This is a genomic window from Halococcus salsus, from assembly GCF_009900715.1.
Lineage (GTDB): Archaea > Halobacteriota > Halobacteria > Halobacteriales > Halococcaceae > Halococcus > Halococcus salsus.
Window position 1 is genome coordinate 43512 of record NZ_JAAAJC010000007.1, and the last position, 24786, is coordinate 68297.

Below are 24786 nucleotides of genomic sequence, written 5' to 3' on the forward strand. Positions count from 1 at the left end.
GAATGGACGTGGTCGTCTTCGGCGCGGGAAGCCTCGGCAGCCTCGTCGGCGGGTTGTGCGCGCGCGAACACGACGTGACCCTCGTCGGGCGGGACCCGCACGTCGCGGCGGTCCGCGAGTCGGGGTTGACCGTCACCGGCGCGGTCGAGTTGGCCGTCGAACCCGACGCCCGGACGACGGTCCCCGACCACGCCGACCTCGCGCTGGTGACCGTCAAATCGTTCGACACCCAGGCTGCCGCGCGTGCGCTCACCGACTGCGACCCCGAGGTCGTCTGCTCGCTCCAGAACGGCCTCGGCAACGAGGAGCGCCTCGCCCGCACCCACGACACCGTTCTCGCGGGGACGTGTACCTACGGCGCACGGCTCGACGGACCCGGTCGGGTCGCGTGTACCGGCGTCGGCGAGGTCGTCGTCGGCGACCCCGACGGCGGCCCCTCGACCGCCGCCGAACGCGTCGGAAGCGCGCTCCGTGCGGCGGACATCGACGCACAGGTCTCGACTCGAATGGCCCGCCGTCGATGGGAGAAGCTCGCGGTCAACGCCGGGGTCAACCCCGTCACCGCGCTCGCCGGGGTGTCGAACGGCGCGCTCGCCGATGATCCGTTACACGAAATCGCGACCGCTGCCGCGCGCGAGACCGCTCGCGTCGCCCGCGAGAACGACGTCGATCTCAGTGACGGAAAAGCGGTCGCGGCGCTCGAATCGGTCGTGGAGACGACCGCCGAGAACCACTCCTCGATGCTCCAGGACGTTCGAGCGAACAACCGAACCGAGGTCGACGCGATCAACGGCGCGGTCGTGGCGCGTGCGGACGAGCCAGCGCCGGTGAACCGGACGCTCGCCGGGCTGGTTCGCGGCCGAACCGATTAGTCCCCGTCGTTCCGCCCGCGAAGGAAGCGTGCGGCACCCAGTACAAGCCCAGAGACCGCCGCGAGCGCGCCGAAGCCGGGGCCCGAACCCTGCGTGGTGCTCGCCCCACCGGACGAGCCGTTCGATCCGCCCGATCCGTTAGGGCCATTCGAACCACCCGATCCGTTCGAACCGTTCGCCGCGGAGCCGGTGGCCGACCCGGCAGCCGTCGAGTCGTTCGCTGCCGTGTCGGCGGTCGCGTTGGCACCGGTCGTCGCGTTCGCGGTTCCGTTCGCCGTGGCGTTCCCGCTGGTCGCGTTCCCCACGGTCGCGTTCCCTACAGTTGCGTTGCCGGCCGTCCCGTTCCCCGCAGTGGCGTTGGTCGTCGCGGCGTTCGACGGGTCACGGGTGATTCGGTAGACGGTCCCCGTCCCCTCGCCGGGGTCGTGGTCGGTCGTGGTGAGCACGTAGAGCTCGCCGTCGTTGTCCCGGCCGATCGCGAGCACGAAGTTCCCGATCCGGCCCTCGTCGCCGTTCGCGATCGTGACCTCCTCGGTCGACCACTTCTTCCCCTTCCTCGTCGCGGCGAACAGCGACCCGCTCGGCTCCTCGATGTCGATGTTCTTCCGGAAGTCGCCGAAGACGTACGTGTCCGTGAGCGCCGGTACGCGGTCGTTGGTGTAGACGTAGCCGCCGATGACCGACGCCCCGACCCCCCGACCCTTGTAGGCGTGGGGGTACTCGATGATCGGGTCGACGAGCGGCTCGCCGCCACGGACGTTGTCGGGGGTCTTCGTCGGGCAGCTGCCGTCGGTGCTCATCTCCGAGGCTTCCTGCGCCCGCGGGTCGAAACAGTGGCTCCCTTCGCGGATGTTCCAGCCGTAGTTGGTGCCCTTCTCGATCAGGTTGATCTCCTCGTAGGAGTTCTGACCGACGTCGCCGGCGTAGAGCTCGCCGTTCGAGAAACCGATCCGCCAGGGGTTGCGCAGGCCCCAGGCGTAGTGCTCGCCGAGCCCGTCCCGGCCGACGAGCGGGTTGTCCTCGGGGATCCCGTAGGCCTTCTCGCCGTCCTGGGTGTCGACGTCGATCCGGAGGATGCTCCCGAGGAGGTTCTCGGTGACGTCCTGGCCGTTACCGCCTTCGAGGGGTTCGTACCAGTCCTCGACGTGGCCGAGGTTGTTGTCGCTCCCGCCGCCGCCGTCGCCCATCCCGAGGTAGAGATAGCCGTCGTCGGGCCCGAACGCCATCGACCCGGAGTTGTGGATCTCCTGGGGATGGGGGATCTCCATGACCGCGCGCTCGGAGTCGGGGTCGGCGCTGGTGCCGTCGGCGTTCGCTGTGAACTCGGCGAGCACCTCGGTGTGGTTGTAGTCGTCGGGCGTGCCCTCCCGGCTCGGGGCGCTGTAGCGCAGGTAGAATTTTCTGTTCTGCCCGTAGTCCGGGTGGAAGGCCATCCCGACGAGCCCCATCTCGCCGGTGATCTCCGCGAGCTCGTCGCTCACGTCGATGAACGGCTCGGGCTGGAGGCCGCGCCGTTCGGTGTAGCGGTAGACCCCGCCCGACCGGTCGACGATGTAGTAGGTGTCACTGGAGTTCGGCGGCACGACGAAATCCAGTGGCGAGTCGGGCCCCTCGGTGACGACGGTCTCGAGCCGCACCGACGGACCCTTCGGGAAGTAGAGGTCCTCGTCGCTCACCGATCCGTCCGAACTGGCGGCGGCGTCCTCGCCGAGGTCGAACTCGCCGCGCATCGAGGTCGGGTGGACCTCACAGACGTAGCTTCCGGTCTTCGGGGTCGCGGTGAACGTCACCGACTGGGTCGCGCCCTGTTCCGTGATGACCTCGGTGCGCTTCATCGTCCCACCCGACCGGTTCGAGATCACGATGTTGTGGGGCTTGCCGTCGACGTTCTCCCACGTGATTCGGTACTTCGTACCGGCATCGAGCTCGATCGTGGGGTTGGTGTCGCCGCTGATCGAATCGGGTGACCGACCGACCCAGCCGGCGGTGTCGCCACCGAGCTCGATCGTCTCCGGCTGCTGGGTCTGGGCGCGCACGCCCGCAGTACCGCCGAGCCCCACGACCCCGCCCGCGACCGCGGTCGTCCGGAGAAATCGTCTGCGCGATACGCCCTCCTCGGGTCGGCTGGTACTCGTGTGCATCTATTCGATATAACCCAGGTCTTCGAGCCGTTGCTTTGCGTCGCCACCCATCTCCGAGAGCACCTCGTCGTCGCTGCCGCCCGCAGCGGTGCTCCATGGGTCGCGTTGCGCCTCGAATTCCGAAAGGGCATCGGCCACGGCCGCGATGGCCGGGTCGTCCTCGCCCGCGAGGTCGTCGTGCTCGCCGGGGTCGGTGTCGAGCCGGTAGGCCTCGTCGTCGATTCGCTCGTTGTGGATGTACTTCGCGTCGGGTCGCCGGGCCGCCCGCATCCGCGAGTAGAACCGCGAGTTCTTCGGGAGGTCGATACCGGCCTCGGTGGCCTTGCTCTCGAGCTGGTTCAGCTCGACGACGGGTCGGTAGTACTCCACGAACGCGTTCTCGCCGCCGTCGAAGTCCCGATACGAGTCCGAGAGCAGGGACCGGTTCGGGTCGAATTTCACGCCTTTCCCCTCGGCCCCGGCATGATCGAGCACCGTGTGGTAGAGGTCGACGAGTTCGACCTGATTTTCATATCTTCCGGGTTCGAGGTCCGGGTGTTTGACCATCAGCGGGACGTTCACGATCGGGTCGTAGACCCCGAACTCGTGGCCGTAGAGGCCGTGTTCCCCATGTAATTCGCCGTGGTCGGCACAGACGATCACGAGGGTGTCCTCCCACTCGTCGTTGGCACGCATCCACTTGAAGAGTCGATGGAGCTGGGCGTCGACGTGGTGGATCTCGGCGTCGTAGAGCCCGCGGATCGACTCCCACTCGGCCTCGCTGATGTCGCGCGCACCGGCGTTGTACTCCTTCGAGTTCTGGCAGACCTGGGTGGAGTCGACCCCCGGCGCGAACTGCTCTCTGTGCTCTTCGGGCGGGTGATACGGCAGGTGGGCGTCCATCAGGTTGACGAACGAGAAGAAGGGCTCGTCGCTTTCGTCGATGAACTCGATGGTCTGGTCGATCACCGCGGGTGTCTTCGAGTCCGCGCCACCGCCGCCCGCGAGGCGTTCGTGGAAGACGTTGCCGATCTCGACGATCCGGTCGGCGAGCTTGCGGAGGCGCTCGTTGTCGTTCATCGTCTTCCAAGCGCGCGCGAGCGGGCCAGAGAGGAAGTCCCCAGGCATCACCTCGAAGAAGTTGTCCTGGTCGTCGAACCCGTCGGTGAGGCGGGTGTAGGGCGTGATCCAGGCGTTCGAGGAGTAACACGAGCTCGCGTGCTCGTCGAGGGACTGGGCGAGCGTGGCGTGGCCTTCGAGATACGGGTTCTCCTGGGTTGCACCGTGGTCGCCGGGGTACAATCCAGTGAACATCGAGGCGTGGGAGGGAAGTGTCCAGGGCGCGGCGGCGACCGCCTCCTCGTACACGGCGGCCTCGTCCGCGAAGCCGTCGAGTCCGGGGGTGGTGTCGCGGTCGTAGCCGTAACACGACAGGTGGTCCTTCCGCACCGTGTCCATGACGACGAACAGGACGTTCCTGTCTGGCGCGGTGTCCATACCCCACCATGTAGGCCATCGCAAATAAGTAACGCCGTTTGGGTCGCGGAGCCGTACGGTCTCGCCCGGTTTCGACCGCCGGCGTCCGTCGGAGTAGCGGATGCAGGCGGGGTACTTAACAGGCGGTGTGGTGTAGGCCGGGTAATGCTGGCACAGACGGTCGCGGCGACCGAGGTCGACCTCCTCGTCGTGTTCATGCTCGCCGCGGGCGTCGGGGTGTTCGTCGCGAAGGTCGGACGATTCCCCTACACCATCGCGCTGTTGATCGGGGGCTTCGCCGTCTCGGGGATCCAGGCGGTGTTCGGGGTCCAACTCTTCGACATCAAACTCTCACACGACCTCATCCTCCTCGTCCTGCTCCCACCCCTCCTGTTCGAGGGGGCGGCCACCACCGACCTCGAATCCTTCCGGGCGAACATCGGACCGATCCTCGCGCTCGCGGTTCCCGGGGTGATCCTCTCGGTGATAGTGTTGGGCCTCGTGGGCCAGTACGCCTTCGGCTTCCCGCTCTTGGTCTCGTTGCTGTTCGCCGCGATGATCCTCCCGACGGACCCGGTGAGCGTGCTGGCGCTGTTCGACGAACTCGGCGCGCCCGAACGCCTCTCGACGCTGGTCGAGGGCGAGAGTCTGCTCAACGACGGCGTCGGCGTCGTGATCTTCTCGGCGCTGCTCGCGCTCACCGAGGAGTCGTTGCGAACGAACACACCCGCCTCGGAGCTCCTCAGCCTCTCGCGGCTCGCCAGCACGGCCTTCGAGATCGCGCTGTCGAGCGTCGGTGGCGTGGTGGTCGGGCTGGTCGCGGGCTACGCGGTCTACCGGGTGATGGTCAACCTCGACGAACACATGACCGAGATCGTCCTCACCCTCATCCTCACCTACGGGAGCTTCCTGCTGGCCGAACACTACCTCCACGTCTCGGGCGTGATCGCGACGGTCGTCGCGGGGCTGTTCATCGGCAACCGCGGCGTCGAGTACGCGATGAGCCCCCAGACCAAGCTCTCGATCTTCAACACCCTCGAAACCGCTGCGTTCATCGTCAACACCTTCATCTTCGTCGCGATCGGCGCGACCACGCCGGTCCGGCAGCTCGCCGAGTTCGCGGTGCCGATCGTGGTCGCGATCCCGCTTGTGCTCCTCGCACGCGTCGTCGCGGTCTACCCGCTGACCGCGATCACCAATCGGTTCACGCCCAACGGCGTCCCGCGGAACTACCAGCACGTCATGGTGTGGGGCGGGCTCCACGGCTCGATCCCGGTCGCGCTGGTGCTCGGGCTGCCGTCGGGCTTCCCGCCGGGCAACGAGCTCCGCGCGATGGTGTTCGGGGTCGTCGCGTTCAGCCTCGTCGTCCAGGGGCTCACGATGTCGCGGCTCCTCGACAGGCTGGGGATCGCCACCCGGTCGGACGACCAGCGCCTCTACGAACTCCTCAACGGCCGGGCGCGTGCCACCGACGCCGCGCTCGACGCCGCCGAGCGCCTCCGCAAGCGCGGCGACATCCCGAGCGACGTCTACGACGACTTCACCGAGGAGTACGAGGAGGAACGCGAGGACCTCCGGGACGCGATCTCACAGCTGATGCAGGAGAACCCTGACCTCCGGCGCGAGGAGCTCCTGATCGGCGAACGCCGCCTCCTCCAGCGCGAGAAGAACGCGATCCGCGAGGCCGTCCAGAACGGGGTGATCGGCGGCGACGTCGGCGACCGCCTCCTCGAAGAGGTCGACCTCAAGCTCAACCGGGTCAACGACGGCGAGAGCACCGTCGACGAACAGGAGGAGGCCTACGAGGAGTTCTGGCGAACCCAGGCCGCCGAGTTCGGGCTCGACATCGACCCCCCCGGCGAGGGGACCACCGACTGACCGGCGCTGGCGCTCGGGGACGAGAAAAACGGAAAGAGAGTTGGGGGATTAGAAGGGGGCCTGGGGGCCTTCGTCGTCCTCGGTGGTCTCGCCGGGGAACGAGGGGCTCATTCCGCCGCCGCCGAAGCCGCCCTCGCCCATGTCGGCGTCCATGCCGCCCATGCCCGTCTCGGCGTGGACCTTGTTGATCTCGGGGATCTCCTTGACCATCCGGCTCTTGATGGCCTGGATCGTCATCGGCGAGATACCGCAGCCCGAGCACGCACCGCCGAGCGCGACGGTGACCTCGCCGCTCTCGCGGTCGAGACCCTGGATCGCGGCGCTCCCGCCGTGCATCTGGATCTGGGGGAAGTTCCGGCGGAGGAAGTTCGAGATCGCCTCGCGAAGTTCGTCCTCGCTCCGTTCGGTTTCGACGCTCATGATGTACCTGATCCGAGGGTGTCCGGCGTCTTAGGCCTTTGGACTGTCACGATCGACCCCGAAGACCCGCGCCAGCTCCGCCTCGATCCGCTCGACGTACTCCTCGAGAACCGCGTCGATCTTCTCGTCCTCGACCACGACGGCCGTGACACGCTCGGTCGGATTCTCGGGGAGGTCGACCCGAAACCCGCCTTCCTCGTCGTAGAACGGTTCGGACTCGTTCAGCACCTGCTGGTCGATGGCGTGGATCAACTGGGAGTCGTACGCGTCGTTCATCGTCCCGAAGGCGTTCTTGTAGGCGGTCTGGAGTTCGGGGAAGTAGTGCGTGTACTTGTCCTCGAACTTCTCGGGACTGAACTCGGTCATGGCGAGCGAACGGGCGGCGGGAACTAAAGCCGGCCGGTCGTTCCCGGAACGGATCCGGCGCGACCCGCTCGTTCCACAATCGGTTTGCGGGCGGCGTGTGGAGCGAACGGATGGACCCACGCGTTCGCGAGCACGCCGAGACCGTCGTCGAGCACTCCACGAACGTCGAAGCCGGCGACAACGTCCAGATCGTCGCCTCACCGGCGGCCGAGGACTTGGTGGTCGCGCTCTACGAGAAGCTCGGCGAGCGCGGCGCGAACCCCGCCGTCTCGCTCGGGAGCGACCGCGCCCTCCGCGCGTTCAAGCGCGCGAGCGACCCCGCGGACTTCGAACTCCCGAGCCACCGGATGGCACTGGTCGAGGAGACGGACGTGTTCATCTCGGTCAAGGCGTCGGCGAACACCAACGAAGGTGGCGACGTCGATCCCGAGACCAACGCCGCCTATCGCCGGGCCGTCAAACCGATCGGCGAGACGGTCATGAGCGAGAAGCGGTGGTGTGGCACCCAGTTCCCCGCGTCGGGCAACGCCCAGGACGCGGAGATGAGTACCGAGGAGTACGAGGCGTTCGTCTACCGCGCCATCAACAAGGACTGGGCGGCCCAGCGCGAGCACCAAGAGCGAATGGTCGAGGTCCTCGACCCCGCGAGCGAGGTTCGGATCGTCTCGGGCGAGACCACCGACCTCACGATGCGCGTCGACGGCATGGTGACGGAGAACGATTACGGCGAGAACAACCTCCCCGGCGGCGAGGTGTTCACCGCTCCCGTCCCCGACTCCGTCGAGGGTGAGGTCCTGTTCGACAAACCCGTGATGGCGCAGGGTCGGGAGGTCACGGACGTCTCGCTCACCTTCGAGAGTGGGAGAGTCGTCGAGCACAGCGCCGAGAAGAACGAGGCCGTGCTGACGGCGGCGCTCGACACCGACGACGGCGCGCGACGGCTCGGTGAGTTGGGTATCGGGATGAACCGCGACATCGACCGCTTCACCTACAACATGCTCTTCGACGAGAAGATGGGCGACACCGTCCACCTCGCGCTCGGGATGGCCTACGAGGAGACCGTCGGCGAGGACCGGGAGCGAAACGACAGCGCGCTCCACATGGACATGATCGTCGACATGAGCGAGGACTCGCGGATCGAAGTCGATGGGGCAGTCGTCCAACGCGACGGGACCTTCCGATTCGAGGACGGTTTCGAGGAGTAGTTCATTGGTTTGATTGTTTTCCCGCGACGGATCCACGAGAGGATTCGGTAGCGAGGACCGCAGCTCGCACGACGCAAACGAGAGGCCGCTCCGCTGCCGCACCACACGCTGCGGAACCACCCCACGACGGCCACACGCCTCCCCAGCCGATTCGCTCCGCTCGTTCACTTCGTTCACTCACGTCGCTCACCCCTCGCGCGATCGGGCCTGCGGCCCTCCCGCGCGCCAACCGCCCCGCGTCGAGCTGGAGATTCCCGTTCGGCCGAACCGCTTCCGGACGGGGTGGGCTTCAACGGCAGAAACCGCGATCCGGCTTCCGAAACTGGTTTGCGGAATCGCGGCGATCCTCGGCTATGGACCCACGTATCCGGGAACACGCCCTCCTGATCGCCGACGCGCTCGACCTCTCGGCGGGCGATAACTTCGTGATCAAGGCCGAACCCGCGGCCGACGAACTCGTGACCGCGCTCTACGAGATCGCGGGCGAGCGCGACGCCCACCCGCTCGCGATCCGAACCAACCGGAGCGGGCGGGCGATCCGGGCCTACCTCCGGGCCGCCGACGAGGCGGACGTCGAGTTCGAGACCCCCACCCACCAGCAGGCGCTGATCGAGGCCGCCGACTGTCACGCCATCATCCGAGGCCACGGAAACGTCACCGAACTCGGCGACGTCGACCCCGACGTGAACTCGAACTACGAGAAGGCCCACGGCCCGATCCTGAACGAACGGCTCTCGGACCGCTGGACGCTGACCCAGTATCCCACCCCGGCGAACGCCCAGCTCGCCGAGATGAGTACGGAAGCCTACGAGAACTTCGTCTACGACGCGGTCCTGAAGGACTGGGACGCCCAAGCCGACTTTCAGGAGAACCTCGTCGAGATCCTCGACCCCGGCGAGGAGGTCCGGATCGTCTCGGGCGAGGGCACCGACGTTCGGATGTCGATCGCGGGCAACCTCGCGATCAACGACACCGACACCCACAACCTCCCCGGCGGCGAGGTGTTCACCGCTCCCGTCCCCGACTCCGTCGAGGGCGAGGTCCACTTCGACAAGCCGGTCTACCGCCGCGGACGCGAGATCACGGACGTTCAGCTCAGTTTCGAGAGTGGGAACGTCGTCGAACACAGCGCCGAGAAGAACGAGGACCTCCTGGAGACGATCCTCGAAACCGACGCGGGCGCGCGCCGACTCGGGGAACTCGGTATCGGGATGAACCGCGATATCGACCGCTTCACCTACAACATGCTCTTCGACGAGAAGATGGGCGACACAGTTCATATGGCCGTCGGGCGGGCCTACGACGACAACATCGGCGAGGGCAACGAGCAGAACCAGAGCGCCCAGCACGTCGATATGATAGTCGACATGAGCCAGGATTCACGGATCGAAGTCGACGGCGAAGTCATCCAGCGCGACGGTACCTTCCGGTTCGAGGACGGTTTCGAGAGCTGATCAGAACACCTCGAATCGACGGCCGATTTCGTCGGACCGTTCCCGCGGCCGTTTTCGACCCCCTTCGGTCGCCGCTTCGAGTTCCGCGGCTTCCTCGTCGGAGAGGATACCGGCGAGTTCGAGCAACGACCGCTCGCCGGCCACCCACTTCACGACGTCCGAGAAGCTCTCGCCTTCGCGCTTTCGGCTGGCGAGGCGTTCGTAGGCCTCGTCGTCCAGCCGGACGGTCCTGGTCCCCATATGCACACGGACGTGTGCGGTCTTGTCGAGGGGTCCGCCGCCCCAACTCGCTGGATACGAGACAGCTCGGTCGAATTAGGTCGGCCTAAAGATCGAAGCTGTTATCACGGTTTAGCCGAGCCTAAAACGCATGGCGAGCGAAGACGGCGGTCGTGAGGCACCGACGCGGCGAGACTACGTCAAGTACAGCGGAGCGGTCGTCGGCGGCGGGTTGTTGGCGGGTTGTTCCGGTGGGGGCTCGGGCACGACGCCGGCTCGGACGACGGACGGAGCCGGAACGGCGTCCGCTTCGAAAACCGAGACGGACACGTCGGACGGGTCGTACTCGGTGACGATGGCCCCTGCGGGCACCGTCGAGTTCGAAACGCCCCCGGAGAACGTCTTCACCGTTCTCGTGCATCACACGGACATGGTGGTCGCGCTCGGGCACGGCGACGCGCTCAACGCGATGTACAGCCCCGCCAACTTCGAGGGGAACTACGACAAAATCCTCGAACGGCTCGACGGTGTCTCGGTGGATTGGTCGGGTCTCTACGACTCGTGGAACCCCGAGAAGGAAGCGCTCTACGAGCTCGATAGCGACCTCCACCTGGCCGACCCGGCGTACGTCTCGACGATGGACGCGTGGGATACCGCGGACGTCGAGGAAGTCCGGACGGCGGTCGCACCGTGGTTCGGGAACGCGTTGAGCCGGGACCACGCCGACCCGCCGGCGGACTGGGCGGACCGATATCAGTACTACTCCCTCTGGGAGGTCTTCGAGAAGGTCGCACAGGTCTTCCAGGAGCAAGCACGCTACAACGCGCTCTCGGACGTCAAGGCCGATCTGGATGCGACGGTCGCCTCCACGCTTCCGACGAGCGGTGACCGGCCGCGGACGGCGCGGGTCATGACGTCACCGGACCTGAGCCAGATCTGGGTCTTCCACATGAACGGGCCGGGCTTCATTCGCTCCCACACGCGTCCGTTCGGCGTCGATGACGTGTTCGACGACGTGCCGGAGGCGGAGACGATCGGTGTGGAGGCGCTCGCCGAAGCCGACCCGGAGGTCGTCCTCGTCGAGAACGCGTTCGCTCGGGCGGACGATTGGCGGGCACAAAAGCGGAACCTCCGGGACGACCCGGTCGCCAGCGAGGTTTCGGCGGTGAAAAACGACCGCGTCTATCCGCTCAGCGCCCGGTACGGCGGCCCGATAATGAACCTCTTCCAGACGGAGATGGTCGCGAAAGAGCTCTATCCCGAGCGGTTCGGGGCGTGGCCCGACTACGACGGCGGCCCGTATCCCGAGTTCCCACCGGACGAGCGACTGTTCGACCGCGAGCGGGTCGCGAATATCATCACGGGAGACGTCTGACGACGCGCGACGACGGAGGTGGTCCTCGGGGTGGTCGGTGACCGGACCGCCTCGAAATAAAAGTCGGGTTCTGCGAGCCTCAGTTGCCGTCGCCGGTCTCGATCGGGGTGCGGATCATGCTGCCCCACTCGGTCCACGAGCCGTCGTAGTTGCGGACGTCCTCGAAGCCGAGGAGCTCGCGCAGCGCGAACCACTCGATCGAGGAGCGCTCGCCGACGCGGCAGTAGGCGATGGTCGACTCCTCGCCGTCGACGCCGGCCTCGGCGTAGATCTCGCGGAGCTCGTCGGGACTCTTGAACGTGTCGTCGTCGTTGAGGATGGTCGCGATCGGGACGTTCGACGCGCCGGGGATGTGGCCCGCGCGCTGGGCGGTCTCGTTGAGCCCCTCGGGCGCGATGACCTCGCCGGAGAACTCCTCGGGCGAGCGCACATCGACCATCGGCAGGCCCTGGTCGATGGCCGTGTCGACGTCGTCGCGGTAGGCGCGGATCGACTCGAAGGGACCACGGGCGTTGTACTCCTGGGACGAGAAGTCGGGGACCTCCTCGGTGAGCGGGTAGTCGTTGGCGACCCAGTAGCCCTTCCCGCCGTCGAGCACCTTCGCGTCCTCGTGGCCGTAGTACTTCGCCTGCCAGTAGGCGAAGAGCGCGAACCAGTTGGGGACCCGACCGCCGCCGTAGAACACGATCGTGTCGTCCTCGGTGATGCCCGCCTCGCCCATCGTCTGCTCGAAGGCGTCCTTCGAGAGGATGTCGCGGGTCTGCTGGTCGGTGAAGTCCTCCTCCCAGTCGAAGAAGATCGCGCCCGGCGCGTGACCCTCCTCGTAGGCGGTGTACTCCGAATCCGCCGTCACGGTCGGGTTGTTCACTTCGAGCAGTCGATAGCCCGAGTCCTCGTCCTGGAACTCGTCGAGATGCTCCTCGACCCAGTCCGCCGACACCAGTACGTCGTTTGCGTAGTCACTCATGTCCACTCCCCGTTTCGCACCCGGGGCATATATTACCGATACATTCGGCAGGTTCCGCCAGTGCTCCACGTATACCGGAGATTTCTGCCGGATCCTGGGCGGTTCCAGTCGAAGTCACGGGCCGACCGACCGCCAGCGGCCGCGTGGGCCCGGAGGCGGGGGCGAACGGACCGACGAAACCGGACGATGTTACTCACACTTCGCGCGTGTCGGGGTCAGGGAACGACACCCACGGTCAGCAGCGTCCCGAGGGTCCGGTAGCGCTCGACCATCGCCTCGCGGCTCTCGAAGCCCTCGGTCGGGAATTCACTACGGGGCGGGATCTCGATCTCACGGTCCGGGATGGTGTCCTGACTCGCGACGTGAAACCCCGCCTCGCGGAAGGCCGCGCGGTACTCGTCCATGTCCCAGCGGGTCATCGGGATCTCGATCGCGTCCTGCCAGTCGTGACTCGCGGTGTTCTCCTCGTAGTAGTTCACCGCACAGGAGAAAGTGGCCCCCGAGCGGAGCACCCGCCGGAGATCCCGGAGTGTCTCGACGGGGTTCGCGGCGTAGTAGAAGGCCTCCATCGAGAAGGCGTGGTCGAACGAGTCGTCGGCGAACGGCAGCGCGCCGAAGTCGCCGACGAGGAACTCGAGGCGGGAGTCGTCGGCGTACGACCGCGCGTTGTGGACCATCTCGGGGGAGCCATCGAGCCCATAGGCGTGGGCGTCCGCAGCGTCGGCGAGCGCCCGGGCGGCGTAGCCGCTCCCCGTTCCGAGGTCGAGCACGCGTTCCCCGGCCTCGACCGGCATCCGTCCGAGGACGTGCTTCGCGGTGTGCCAGTGGCGGTCCTCCATTCCGCGGTCGCGGCCGTCGGCGGCCCACGCGTCGAACTCCTCGCGAGCGCTCATGGCCCGAAGATGGGGGTGGGCGTGAAAACCCGTTCGGCGTGGACCGGCCCCGAGAGCGGAGATGTCTTGAGGGCCGGGGATAACCCACCGACATGGCGCGGAGACGGATACCCCGGTTCAAGGTCGCGGACTTCGCCCAGCAGATCGTCGGCGGGTTCCTGCTCGCCGGCCCGTTCGTGATCACCGAGGAGGTCTGGGTGGCGGCGGCCGAGACCTCGACGGTCCAGTGGCTCGTCGCGGTCGGGATGGTGTTCGTCATCGGCTACGGCGCGCTCTATCAGGCCGACGTCGACCGCGACCCCGACGCCGAGGCGGAGGTCGGCGGGGTCCCGATCCGGTTCGTCTCGCTGATGTTCGTCTCGTTCGGTTCGGTCGCCATCCTGATGGCGGTCTTCGGCGCACCGTGGACGTTCCTCGCGGGTCTCGACGTTCCCCGGGACCGGTGGCCGATGGTCACCCTCCACGCGGCCGCCATCGCATCGGTGTTCAGCGTGGTCGGGGCGGCCACCGCCGACAGCGTGTTCTGACGTCGGTGGGATTAAGGGGGTCGCCATCCCGGTTCGCGCATGGATTATGCCCTCACAGTCGAGGACACCCCCGAGACGATTCCCGGCGGGACCGGCGTGCTCTTGGTCCACCCGAGCACCGGCGAGACCGACCGTATCGACACCGACTTCCTGAACACCGACACCGACCACCTCCTGGTCATCTCGACCCGAACCACCGCCCGCGAGGTCGAACAGAAGCTCGAACACTACGACGTCGACCGCGAGAAGGCGACCATCCTCGACACCCTCAGCATCGAACGCGGCTACTCGCGACGCTCCGGCGAGGGCGTCCGGTACGTCGCCGCCCCCGACGACCTCGACGGGATCGTCGAGACCGTCCGCGAGTTCCTGGATTCACACGACGGCAAACGCCGGATCAGCGTCGACTCGATCACGGAGATGGCCTACTACGCCGACGAGGCACGCACCCGCGAGGCCGTCGAAGCCCTGCTCGATCTGTTGAAGGAATACGACGCCGTCGGTGTCTTCCACCTCGCGCGCGAGGTCCACGACGACGAGGTGGTCGAGGGCTACCGCGACCTGTTCGACGGGGTCGTCTCGCTCGACCCCGACGGCAGCGTCAGCGGCGAGTTCTGAGGATCCCGTTCGGCCGCCGGCACAAATGATTTGTTCGTTCTCGCTCGAATCGAAACGATGGGACGGTTTCGAACGAGGGAGGGCTGGTGCGTCGTCGAACACGGCGAGGTCCGCCTCGAATCGCTCGGGGTTCGGGGACGGCTCGTGCGGACGCTGCGGAACGCGAAGCGCTCGCACGAACAGCGGTACGAGCGGGGTGTCCTCCGGTTCGTGGGAGTCGTTCTGCTCGGGGCGTTCTCGGTCGGTCAGCTCGTCTATCGGGCGCTGTTCGTCGACTGGCGATGGCTCCCGCTCGGGGTCGGCGTCTTCGTGGTCGTCGTCGGAGTGGTCTACGCCGTCCACGTCCTCCGTCGGTTCGTCCGACGGCGGTTCCGCGGCTACACCGACGACCGGACGATCCCGCTTCGGGCGGTCGACTCGGTCGAGCCACGTCAGAAGCGGCTGTTCAGGGCACCACACGTCGTGGTTCGCTACCACGAGTACGGCGACGCGAAGAAACGCCGTATCGGGGTCTGTACGCGAACGCCGCTCGCGGCGGACGAGTTCGAGACCGCGAAGGCCCTCCTGCTCGACGATCACGACCTCCCGATAGCGCCCGCGTGAGTCGTTCCGTCCGTCGAGTCCTCCCTGTCGAGCCGCCAGTAAAGTACGAACCGGGTGCTGGCGAACGGGAGACGACCTGCGAACGGAAATCGGAAACGTTCGTGGTATGTTCCCGTATAATAATGTTTATTGAAACCGGCCGTGAGTCGTGAGTAGACGACGGCTCGCGGGTGGACGCCCGAGGGTCGTCCGAAACGAACCCAGCAATGGACATCAGAGACCGCATCGCCCGCCGCTATCGTGCCGAGAACGGTCCGCAGGTGATCCGCGACCCCGAAGCGGTGAACCCCGCTGCCCACGTCCGGGACCCGGTCGGACGGGGGCCGGTGCTCGAACGGCTGCTCGACCGGCTCGACCCCGCGTTCGAGGGAGCGGTCCCGCCGAACACCTACGTCTGGGGACCGAAAGGGGCCGGGAAGTCGGCGCTCGTCACGGCGCTGTTCGGCGAGCTCCGCAGGCTGGAGGGCGGGTCGCGCGCGAGCATCCACACCGCCACCCGGGTCGACGACGCCGCGACCGTCACCTTCGGCTACGTCGACGCCCGCCACGCGACCACCGAGTTCGCGCTCCGTCACGCCATCCTCGACGAACTGGTCGACGAACCGGTGCCGAAGAACGGCGTCAGCGCGAGCCGGTTCCGGTCGCTGCTCGCCGACCACGTCGCCTCGTCCGGTCGGCGGGCCGTGGTGGCGGTCGACCATCTCGGTGACCCCGAGACGCCGTCGCTCCGGGCCGTCGCCGAGTTCCTCGACGGTGTCTCGGGGTCGGTGGCGTGGGTCGGCGTGGGACGAACGCCGCCCGAGGAGCTCGACCCGTCCCCGAGCGAGACGGTCGCGATCGACCTCGCGCCGCCGTACCTCCTCGCGGACATCCTCTCGGACCGGGCGTCGGCGGGCCTCGCGCGCGGCGCGCTCGACCACGAGAGCACCCGTCGGGTCGCCGAGTGGGCCGACGGGGACGCCCACGACGCGCTCGCCGCGGTGTTCGGGGCCGCGGTGGTCGCCGACGACGCCGGCGAGAACCGGATCGGTCCCGACGCGCTCGATGCCGGTATCGAGGGGGTCCCCCGACCGTGTACCGCGGTCGGCCGGATCCGCTCGCTCCCGGCGAACCGCCAGCGCGTCCTCCGGGAACTCTTCGACCTCGACGCCGCCGACCGGGAGTCGGTTCGAGCGGCGGCGGCCGGGGTGGCGGCCGCCGACACGGTGGGGCTGTCGGCGACGACGGTCGAACGAATTCTCTACGAGCTCGCCGATTCGGGGATCGTCCGACGGGTCTCCACCGACCGAACCGACGGGCTCGGACGCCCGCCGAGCGGGCTCGAACCGTGTTTTCCGGCGCTGGTCTTCCGCCGACTCTACGACCTCGCGTCGTCGACACCCTGAGAGAACGTGGAAAGTTTTATCATGAACGACAGTATTCGTTACGGGTAATACGGCACCGCCAGTAAAGAACGGTGTCGTTCGCCCGAAGCCGGGCACCTACTCATGACACCAGACACCTACGTCGGCGCGGTCGACCAGGGAACGACGGGCACCCGATTCATGGTCTTCGACCATGGGGGCCGAGTCGTCGCCAACGCCTACGAACGACACGAGCAGTTCTATCCCGAACCCGGTTGGGTCGAGCACGACCCGGTCGAGATCTGGGAGAAGACCCAGTCGGTGGTACGTGAAGCCCTCGACAGCGCGGGGATCGAGGCCAGCCAGCTCGAAGCCATCGGGGTCACCAACCAGCGCGAGACCACGCTGTTCTGGGACGCCGAGTCCGGCCAGCCGATCCACCGCGCGATCGTCTGGCAGGACCGCCGGACCACCGACCGGGTCGAGGAGCTCGAAGCGAACGGGAAGGCCGAGACCATCCAGGCGAAGACCGGCCTCCAGCCCGACGCCTACTTCTCGGCCACCAAGGCCGAGTGGCTCCTCGACAACGCCGACCCGATCAAGCTCCAGCGTGCGCGGCCCGCCGACACCCGCGAGCGCGCCGAGGCCGGCGACCTCCACTTCGGCACCATCGACTCGTGGCTGATCGAGAAACTCACTGGCAATCACGTCACGGACGTGACCAACGCCTCGCGAACCATGCTGTTCGACATCCACGAGATGGCGTGGGACGACGAACTCTTGGAGGAGTTCCGGGTTCCGCGCGCGACCCTGCCCGAGGTCCGTCCCTCCAGCGACGAGGATTACTACGGCACCACGGATCCCGACGGCTTCCTGGGTGCCGAGGTCCCCGTCGCGGGCGCGCTCGGCGACCAGCAGGCCGCGCTGTTCGGCCAGACGTGCTTCGACGAGGGCGACGCGAAGAACACCTACGGAACCGGATCGTTCTTCCTGCTCAACACCGGCGAGGAGGCCGTCGAGAGCGACAACGGGCTGCTCACGACGGTGGGCTTCCAGCGCTCCGGCGAACCCGTCCAGTACGCGCTCGAAGGCTCGATCTTCGTCACCGGCGCGGCGGTCGAGTGGCTCGGCGACGTCGGGCTGATCGACGACGCGAGCGAGACCGAGGACCTCGCGCGAAGCGTGGATTCGACGGACGGGGTCTACCTCGTCCCGGCCTTCACCGGGCTGGGCGCGCCCCACTGGGACCAGCGCGCACGTGGGACCATCGTCGGGATGACCCGCGGCACGCGCCGCGAACACATCGTCCGCGCGACGCTCGAATCGATAGCCTACCAGACCCGCGACGTCGCCGAGGCGATGGAGCACGACTCCGGGATCGAAGTCGAGGAGCTCCGAGTCGACGGCGGGGCGGTCAAGAACAACTTCCTCTGTCAGCTCCAGGCCGACGTGCTCGGTGTGGACATCGTTCGTCCGGAGGTCGACGAGACCACCGCGCTCGGCTCCGCGTACGCCGCGGGGCTCGCGGTGGGCTACTGGGAGACCGCCGACGAACTCCGGAAGAACTGGCAGGTCGACAGCGAGTTCGCCCCGAAACGGACCGACGAGGGCGACGCGATGTACGAGCGCTGGCACGACGCGGTCGACCGCTCGCTCGACTGGGCACGGGAAGACTGATCGATGCAGGCACTCCTCCAGATCCCCGTGATCGGCCTCGGCGTCGAAGAGTTCCTCATGATGGCGATCGCCGCCCTCGCCGGCGGCGCGCTCGCGGCCGCACTCGGCGCGCTCCCCGCGTTCGTCTTCACGGGCTTCGCGGTCTTCCTCGGTGAAGGGCTCGAAGTTCTGGGTGGTGACGTCGGCGGTATCTCGGGCATCCAACGTGCCGCCACCGCCGGCATCACGGACTCGATCGGGTTCGGGATGGTGTTCGGCCCGCACGTCTCCTTCGCCGCCGGCGTGGCGGCCTCGGCCTACGTCGGGAAGAAGTACCCCGAGATGACGCCCGCGGGCTGGGACTACCACCCGGGGAAGGTCATCACCGAAGCCTACGGCACCAAACCCGACATCCTCGCGGTCGGCGCGGTCTTCGGGCTCCTCGGCATGCTGATCACACAGGTCGCGGGCGGGCTCGGCGTTCCCACCGACGGCATCGCGCTGGCGGTCGTGATATCGGCACTGGTCGCGCGGGCGGCCTTCGGCTACCCGATCGTCGGGTCGGCGGCCGGGTCGTCGCTCCTCGACATGTCGCCGTTCGAGCGCGGCGAGACGAAACCGATGACCGACGGCGGTGTCGAACGCGAACAGCTCACGGTCCAGCCGTGGCTCGGCCACCAGTACAAGTGGTCCGGCGTCACCGCGATCGGCGTCGTGGGCGGCGTGCTCGGCGGGTTCATCTGGATCGAGACCGGGAGCGTCTTCCTCGGCTACGCGTTCTCCGCGATGACTTTGCTCTTCTTGAACCTCGGCGTCGAGCGGATCCCCGTCACCCACCACATCACCCTGCTCGGCTCGGTCGGTGCGGTGATCGGTGCGGCGTGGTTCGGGAGTCCGGTGCTCACGATCCTCGTCGCGGGCGTCTTCGGTGGCCTCACCGGGGTCATCGGCGAGGGCATGCAACGGATCCTCTACTCGCACTCGGGCACCCACGTCGACCCGCCCGCGATGGCGATCATGGTCGCGATGTTCATCGTGGGCATCGGCTACCTCGTGGGACTCTTCCCGACCTCGTCGTACCTCGGGCTCTAACCGGCCCGAGACCCGTTCTCAGGCGAACCCCAGTGCGACCATGACGACCAGCGCGACCACGATGGCGGTGACGACCGTCCCGAGGACGATCTTGGTTGGTTGACTCATGGGATCGGGTTCGCGTGGCGGTGTGTTAAGTGCTTATTTTGTGGACCGCCGGGGTATTCGAACGTCGACTCGTGTGGGTTGGGTTACTCGCTAAGCTCGTTCGTTCGACGACTCGCTGTGGCTCGTTCGTTCGAAGACCCGCTGGCTCGTCGGTCGGACTACGCTTCGTCGTCGCCGAGCCACGTCTCGGGAACCTCGATGACGTACTGGCCGTCCTCCCGGAGCGCGATGATGTACTCCTCCCGGTTGTAGAGTTCCATCAGGTTGAGTTCGTACTGACCCGGTTCGAGGATCTTGATGCTCTCGAACTGGTCGTCGAGCTCGCGCCGGAGCGCCGCCATGTCGGATTCGTCCGATGGGTCGGGCGTGTCCGTCGTCGACTCGGTCTCGGGGGGTGGGTCGCCGAGCTCGTTCGTCGGTGTCTCCGGTACCCTCTCGTTCGACACCCCTTCGTTTCCGGTCGAGTCGGGGTCGGCGGTGTCGGTGGGGTGGTCGTCCCCGGAGACGACCTCGCGTCGCGCGTCGGCCTGTGCCGGGTTCTCACCCGGTGCGGACGGTTCCGCGTCGGCGCTCGCGCCCTCGGCGCGTGCGTCGGCGGCGGGTTCGAACTTGAACTTGTTGCCCCCACACTCCGGACAGCCCGAGAGCATCTCCTTCGAGCCGTCGGGGAACGTGTGACCGCACTGAGTGCATTGATGAGGCATAGGAGGCGTACGGGTGGGGGGCGGAACTAGGTTTGGAGTTACCGACGCGTGACGAGGGTGCTGATCAGCGTCTCGTCCTTATGGAGGGTTTCGAGCCGGTTGGCCGGGCCGATCACGGTGAGCTTGGTGTCGGAACTTCGACCCATCAGGCGGTCGAAGAGGCCGCCGCTCGATTGGCCGGCCCCGGGGTAGGTCTCGATCTCGATCCCGGTGAACCCGTCGGGGCTGATCTCGGTCATGGTGACCTCGATGAGTTTGGACTCCTCGTCGGGGTCGAGCCCCTCTTCCAGGATCACGATGTTGCCGTCGTGGACCCCATCGAGGATCAGCCGGATCTTCTCCATGCTCGTGAGCTGGTCCATCCGCTCGCCGCTGATCATGTCGAGTTGGACGCTGTCGGACGGGGCGGGGCTCTCGTCCTCGCCGTTGCCATCGTCGCCGGCACCGATGCTCGGGTCGTCGTCTGCGTCGGCCATCAGCCGAAGTACTCCGCTATCTTTTCGTACACTTCGTCCATGTTCTCCCCTTCGAGCGCCGAGAGCGGCACCGTTTCGTGCTGCGGGAAGGCGTTCTTGATGCGCTGGATGCTCGATTCCTCGAGGTCGATCTTGTTGGCGAAGATCAACACCGGAAGGTCCTGACTCTCGATGATGCCAACCAGCATGGTGTTGACCTGCGTGAACGGGTCCTCCGCCGAGTCGAGCACGTAGATCACGCCGTCGACGTCCTCGCGGAGCCAGTGCATCGCCTCCGCGACGCCCTCGGTGGCCTCGCGCGAGCGCCGGACGGCGTCGTCCTTCTCCATGTCGTGGTCGAGGAACTCGGTGTAATCCACCTTGGTGGCGACACCGGGCGTGTCCACGATGTCGATGGTCACCGACTTGCCGTTGCGCTCGATCTCGATGTCCTCCTTCCGGCGGGCTCGACGGGTCTCATGTGGAACCTGGCTTTCGGGCCCCACCGCGTCGCCGGTCCAATCGCGCGCGATCCGGTTCGCGAGCGTGGTCTTGCCGGCGTTCGGCGGTCCGTAGATCCCGATACGGCGCTGTTTCTGCCCGCCCGTGAAGAAGTTCGAAATGCTGTTCCGGAGTCCAGTGAGCAGTCCCATTTATCTCCCCCCGCCCGACCGTCGGGCGGATCTGGACGGAGAACGTCGGTGCATGCACTTAAACCCACGTCAGACACGTATCAGGCTTTGGATACCGTCCCCCTCCGGTCGAACGACCGTGCCACCCGTCGGATAGCACCTCTCCCGACGCTGTGAGGACGGTAGTCACGATGGATATTACCGTAGAGCATACCTCCTGCCGACACCCCCACCCCTCCGTTTCGGGTGGAGCCGGGATCGACCCCGTCGACAGGGATGGGATGGAGGTGGTCGTTCGGTGCGGTCTCGATCGAACCGATGGCACTCCGTCCGAACTGGTCTAGAGATCATCAAGAACGACGAGCGAAGACGATCTAGGAACGAACTAGACGGAATCTAGAAACGACTACAACCAACAAGAGCAACCCCTCTTCCTGTTCTTCGGTTACTGTTCTCAGGCTTCTCACTTAGTTCTTCCCCTGGTAAACTCCCTCTCCGAGCCCATCCTCCCTCTCCAACGGTTCCACCCGAAACGAAGGGGTGGGGGGCTCACCGACATCAAACGACCATCACCAATCATATTCATATTCAATCCGACACATCCGACACATCCGATACGCTCGACACGCTCGACCATCGATGGAACCCGAACGGCGACGTACCACCTCTGCGAACGAAGATGGAAACCATCCTCACCGTTCGTCTCAGGCCGTTCAGTCGCTCAGCCGCTCTCACGTCGACCAGTCCTTCGCCTCGTTCGGGACGGGTTCCGTTCCGTAGCACCGAAATCGGCGGGCGTTGGGAGGAGTCAGTGGGAATCGAGGAGGATCGGGGAGGATCAGAAGCGGCCGGGTCCGGTGAAAATCGGGACGGTTCGAGGTCGGTGGATTCCTTCGATCGTTCGATCGACAAGATTAATATACTCCCCACCTCTGGTTCCGCTGGACGATTCACGGCGGACGCACGCGCCACCGCTCATCTCATACCCCCGTAGCCGTCTTCTACACCTGATATTCGCGCTCCTCCGGGTATGCGTGGTGCGTCCTCCATCCGAAAGCAAGGGGTTCTAAACACCGAACTGCTATGACACGAGACGACCCGACACCCGACGACCACGACGGCGAGGAGCCCTTTCCGGAGGGAGAACGCGATACCGACGATGGGGAGGCCGACGCGAACGACCCCGGCGACACGGAGGATTCCGACCTCCCGAACGAGTCCGCTGTCGGGGACGGCCTCGATATCCCCGACGACTCCGCCGCCGAGGAGACCACGAACGAGGCCAGCCGACCGGACCACCGGCCCGCGGCGGCCAACTCCACTGACCCCACTGACCCCACCGACTCCGACCCGTTCGCGGTCCACTCCGCGGACGAGCTCGGATCGGCGTCCGACCCGAGTGTCGACGACGGGATGGCATCGGTCACGGACCCGAACCCCTCCCCGGAGGGCGGGGAGAGCGGGGGGAGTTCCTCCCAGGGGCTGTTCGACGACCTCCTGAGCGGCGACCCGATCTTCGAGAACAAGGACGTGCTGCGGCCCTCCTACACACCCGAGCGTCTCCCGCACCGCAACGAGCAGATCAACAACATGGCGACGATCCTCGTCGGCGCGCTCCGTGGGGAGACCCCCTCGAACATCCTGATCTACGGCAAGACCGGGACCGGGAAGACCGCGAGCGCGAAGTTCGTGAGCAACGAGCTCGAAACCACTTCGCAAAAATACGACGTCCCCTGCGAGGTCGAGTACATCAACTGCGAGGTCACCGACACCCAGTATCGGGTGCTCGCCCAGCTCGCGAACACCTTCATCGAGGCCAACCAGCGACACGTCGAGGAGCGCCTCGACGAGGTCCGTGCGCTCGCCGACCGCGCCGAGACGAACCCGGGGGCGCTCGACGGCACCGAGTTCGAGACCCCCGAGGCCGTCGAAAGCCGGATCGAGGAGTTAGAGACCGACCTCGACGAGTTCGAGCCGGTGCCGATGACCGGCTGGCCGACCGACCGGGTCTACGCCACCTTCTTCGACGCGGTGGACTACCGCGAACGCGTCGTGGTGATCATGCTCGACGAGATCGACAAACTCGTCGAGAAGTCGGGCGACGACACCCTCTACAACCTCTCGCGAATGAACTCCGAACTCGACAACTCACGGGTCTCGATCATGGGGATCTCGAACGACCTCAAGTTCACCGAGTTCCTCGATCCCCGGGTGAAGTCCTCGTTGGGAGAAGAGGAGATCGTCTTCCCGCCCTACGACGCCACCCAGCTCCGGGACATCCTCGCCGCGCGCGCGACGCTCGCGTTCGTCGACGACGCGCTCTCCGAGGACGTCATCCCGCTCTGTGCGGCCTTCGCCGCCCAGGAACACGGCGACGCCCGGCGCGCGCTCGACCTCCTCCGGACCGCCGGCGAACTCGCCGAGCGGAGCCAGACCGACCGGGTCGACGAGGACCACGTTCGCGAGGCCCAGGAGAAGATCGAGATCGACCGGGTGGTCGAGGTGGTCCGCACACTCCCCACCCAGTCGAAGGTCGTCCTCTTTGCCGTGATCCTCCTCGAACGCAAGGGCGCGAAGAACATCAACACCGGCGAGGTCTACAACATCTACCGTCGACTCTGCGACGAGATCGACGCCGACGTCCTGACCCAGCGCCGCGTCACCGACCTCATCTCCGAACTCGACATGCTCGGGATCGTCAACGCGGTCGTGGTCTCGAAGGGTCGCTACGGCCGGACCAAGGAGATGAACCTCTCGGTCCCCATCGAGGACACCGAAGCCGTCCTCACCAGCGACTCACGGCTCGGCGACATCGAGGACGTCAAACCGTTCGTCCAGGCGCGCTTCGACAACTGAGTTCTCACCCACCTCGACCGGCCGAATCAGAACTCATCAGCGGAGCCCACCCCAAGCCCACACGCCGACAAGCAGGTCGTCAGGGCGCTGCCGCGATCGGGGCGGCTCCGTTCGCGGTCGGCGTGTTCGTTCCGTTTACCGCGGGACCAGCCGCCCCAACGGTCTCGTTCCCCGCGGGGCCGGTCGGTGCGGCGCTGCCCGGCGCGGCGCTCACCTGGCCGAAGAACAGTCGGATCTTCCCGAGCCACGGGATCCGGAGTTCGGCGGTGCCGACGACCCAGGCGGGTTCGACCGGACCGCTGATGGGGTCCAGACCGGTGCTGATCTGGTCGTAGGCGTCGTTGGCGTCGCCCTTGGTGACGAACCCGGCGTGCGGGGCGGGACAGTTCGCTAGCTCCTCGCAGTTCTCGGCGGTCCCGAGGTAGGACTCGTTGGCCTTCTCGTACCAGTTCTCGCTCTCGTTCACCCAGAAGCGCGCGCGGTGGATGATCGGCGTCGCCTGTGAGTCGCCGTCCGGCTGATAGACGATGACGTCGCCGGGCTCATCGAACTGGGTGTACCCCGCGGCGGCCCCCGACCGATAGGTCACCACGCCGGTTCCGTCCTGGGCCGCCCCGCCCGCGAACCGGTGTTCCTCCATGACGAAGACGAGGTCGCCCTTCTGCATGTGGGGGGTCATGCTCTCGCTCTCGATGGCGACCAGCGGCGGCCAGAGCCCGCTCACCGCGAACAACACCAGCCCGATCACCACGACGATCCCGAGGCTCGAAAGCACCTCCCGAACGAACACCACCCACTCCTCGTCGGTGTCGAAGAACCAGCGAACCCGCGAGAGCGGCCCGCCATCGCTCGCCTCGTTCCCGTCGCCGTCCTCGTCCCCGTCGCCCCCGGAGCCGGTCTCCCGGTCGTTCCACTCCCACGAATCCTCACCGTCTCCGGAAGCCATT

The 24786-nt window shown here is 66.7% G+C and carries 23 protein-coding genes; 12 read left to right on the forward strand and 11 right to left on the reverse strand.

Features of this window, described 5'->3' with window-relative positions; all coding sequences use genetic code 11:
- The first annotated feature begins 2 nt into the window (after positions 1-2).
- Positions 3-872, forward strand: coding sequence for a ketopantoate reductase family protein (locus tag GT355_RS14570; RefSeq protein ID WP_160135297.1), 870 nt, complete (start codon positions 3-5; stop codon positions 870-872).
- Here GT355_RS14570 and GT355_RS14575 read toward each other — a convergent pair.
- Together GT355_RS14575 and GT355_RS14580 are read right to left on the reverse strand one after the other, a co-directional pair.
- Entirely contained in the window at positions 869-3013 is a 2145-nt protein-coding gene (locus GT355_RS14575; protein ID WP_160135298.1) for a PQQ-dependent sugar dehydrogenase, read from the reverse strand. The two genes, GT355_RS14570 and GT355_RS14575, sit on opposite strands and share 4 nt — an antisense overlap.
- Positions 3014-4489 (reverse strand): sulfatase family protein, encoded by a 1476-nt coding sequence (locus GT355_RS14580; protein ID WP_160135299.1) that lies wholly within the window; start codon positions 4487-4489, stop codon positions 3014-3016. It lies immediately after the preceding gene.
- A 144-nt stretch (positions 4490-4633) separates the two neighbouring features.
- On the opposite strand from GT355_RS14580, the gene GT355_RS14585 reads away from it, so the two are divergent.
- Positions 4634-6346, forward strand: a complete 1713-nt coding sequence (locus GT355_RS14585; protein WP_160135300.1) for a cation:proton antiporter — start codon at positions 4634-4636, stop codon at positions 6344-6346.
- A 48-nt stretch (positions 6347-6394) separates the two neighbouring features.
- Here GT355_RS14585 and GT355_RS14590 read toward each other — a convergent pair whose 3' ends face one another.
- Positions 6395-6766: a NifU family protein gene (locus GT355_RS14590; RefSeq protein WP_007690785.1), complete on the reverse strand. Its 372-nt coding sequence runs from the start codon at positions 6764-6766 to the stop codon at positions 6395-6397.
- A gap of 30 nt (positions 6767-6796) precedes the next feature.
- Positions 6797-7132 (reverse strand): DUF5783 family protein, encoded by a 336-nt coding sequence (locus tag GT355_RS14595; RefSeq protein WP_160135301.1) that lies wholly within the window; start codon positions 7130-7132, stop codon positions 6797-6799.
- A gap of 110 nt (positions 7133-7242) precedes the next feature.
- On the opposite strand from GT355_RS14595, the gene GT355_RS14600 reads away from it, so the two are divergent.
- Both GT355_RS14600 and GT355_RS14605 read left to right on the forward strand, forming a co-directional pair.
- Positions 7243-8337: an aminopeptidase gene (locus GT355_RS14600; protein WP_160135302.1), complete on the forward strand. Its 1095-nt coding sequence runs from the start codon at positions 7243-7245 to the stop codon at positions 8335-8337.
- Between the two features lie 353 nt (positions 8338-8690).
- Positions 8691-9791 (forward strand): aminopeptidase, encoded by a 1101-nt coding sequence (locus GT355_RS14605; RefSeq protein ID WP_160135303.1) that lies wholly within the window; start codon positions 8691-8693, stop codon positions 9789-9791.
- Here GT355_RS14605 and GT355_RS14610 read toward each other — a convergent pair whose 3' ends face one another.
- Positions 9792-10031: an antitoxin VapB family protein gene (locus GT355_RS14610; RefSeq protein ID WP_160135304.1), complete on the reverse strand. Its 240-nt coding sequence runs from the start codon at positions 10029-10031 to the stop codon at positions 9792-9794.
- 130 nt (positions 10032-10161) lie between these two features.
- Between GT355_RS14610 and GT355_RS14615 the strand changes: the two genes are divergently transcribed.
- A complete protein-coding gene (locus GT355_RS14615; RefSeq protein WP_160135305.1) occupies positions 10162-11385 on the forward strand; it encodes an ABC transporter substrate-binding protein in 1224 nt (407 codons plus the stop codon).
- Between the two features lie 79 nt (positions 11386-11464).
- Here the strand turns inward: GT355_RS14615 and GT355_RS14620 are convergent, their stop codons facing one another.
- Positions 11465-12352, reverse strand: coding sequence for a sulfurtransferase (locus GT355_RS14620; RefSeq protein ID WP_120074342.1), 888 nt, complete (start codon positions 12350-12352; stop codon positions 11465-11467).
- Between the two features lie 215 nt (positions 12353-12567).
- Positions 12568-13245 carry a class I SAM-dependent methyltransferase gene (locus GT355_RS14625; RefSeq protein WP_160135306.1) on the reverse strand — a complete coding sequence of 226 codons (678 nt, stop codon included), beginning with the start codon at positions 13243-13245 and terminating at the stop codon, positions 12568-12570.
- Positions 13246-13337: 92 nt separating this feature from the next.
- Here GT355_RS14625 and GT355_RS14630 point away from each other — a divergent pair, with 92 nt between their 5' ends.
- From GT355_RS14630 to GT355_RS14655, 6 genes are all read left to right on the forward strand, one after another.
- Positions 13338-13772: a DUF2391 family protein gene (locus tag GT355_RS14630; protein ID WP_120074346.1), complete on the forward strand. Its 435-nt coding sequence runs from the start codon at positions 13338-13340 to the stop codon at positions 13770-13772.
- 39 nt (positions 13773-13811) lie between these two features.
- Entirely contained in the window at positions 13812-14390 is a 579-nt protein-coding gene (locus GT355_RS14635) for a DUF7090 family protein (RefSeq protein ID WP_160135307.1), read from the forward strand.
- Between the two features lie 57 nt (positions 14391-14447).
- Entirely contained in the window at positions 14448-14993 is a 546-nt protein-coding gene (locus GT355_RS14640; RefSeq protein WP_160135308.1) for a hypothetical protein, read from the forward strand.
- Between the two features lie 206 nt (positions 14994-15199).
- Positions 15200-16378: a Cdc6/Cdc18 family protein gene (locus GT355_RS14645; protein WP_160135309.1), complete on the forward strand. Its 1179-nt coding sequence runs from the start codon at positions 15200-15202 to the stop codon at positions 16376-16378.
- Between the two features lie 102 nt (positions 16379-16480).
- Positions 16481-18013: a glycerol kinase GlpK gene (gene glpK, locus GT355_RS14650; RefSeq protein ID WP_120074354.1), complete on the forward strand. Its 1533-nt coding sequence runs from the start codon at positions 16481-16483 to the stop codon at positions 18011-18013.
- Positions 18014-18016: 3 nt separating this feature from the next.
- Entirely contained in the window at positions 18017-19084 is a 1068-nt protein-coding gene (locus GT355_RS14655) for a DUF7973 family transport facilitator (protein ID WP_160135310.1), read from the forward strand.
- Between the two features lie 266 nt (positions 19085-19350).
- Here GT355_RS14655 and GT355_RS14660 read toward each other — a convergent pair whose 3' ends face one another.
- The 3 genes from GT355_RS14660 to GT355_RS14670 are packed head-to-tail and all read right to left on the reverse strand — an operon-like array spanning position 19351 to position 21004.
- Positions 19351-19896: an OapC/ArvC family zinc-ribbon domain-containing protein gene (locus tag GT355_RS14660; protein ID WP_160135311.1), complete on the reverse strand. Its 546-nt coding sequence runs from the start codon at positions 19894-19896 to the stop codon at positions 19351-19353.
- A gap of 38 nt (positions 19897-19934) precedes the next feature.
- On the reverse strand, positions 19935-20372 hold the full coding sequence (locus GT355_RS14665) for a DUF2073 domain-containing protein (protein WP_160135312.1): 438 nt from the start codon (positions 20370-20372) through the stop codon (positions 19935-19937).
- A complete protein-coding gene (locus GT355_RS14670; RefSeq protein WP_007690760.1) occupies positions 20372-21004 on the reverse strand; it encodes an Era-like GTP-binding protein in 633 nt (210 codons plus the stop codon). The genes GT355_RS14665 and GT355_RS14670 overlap by 1 nt, the downstream gene beginning before the upstream one ends.
- Before the next feature lie 1062 nt (positions 21005-22066).
- Between GT355_RS14670 and GT355_RS14675 the strand changes: the two genes are divergently transcribed.
- On the forward strand, positions 22067-23839 hold the full coding sequence (locus GT355_RS14675; RefSeq protein ID WP_160135313.1) for an ORC1-type DNA replication protein: 1773 nt from the start codon (positions 22067-22069) through the stop codon (positions 23837-23839).
- Positions 23840-23918: 79 nt separating this feature from the next.
- On the opposite strand, the gene GT355_RS14680 is transcribed toward GT355_RS14675, so the two are convergent.
- A complete protein-coding gene (locus GT355_RS14680) occupies positions 23919-24785 on the reverse strand; it encodes a S24/S26 family peptidase (RefSeq protein ID WP_160135314.1) in 867 nt (288 codons plus the stop codon).
- Between the last annotated feature and the right edge of the window lies 1 nt (position 24786).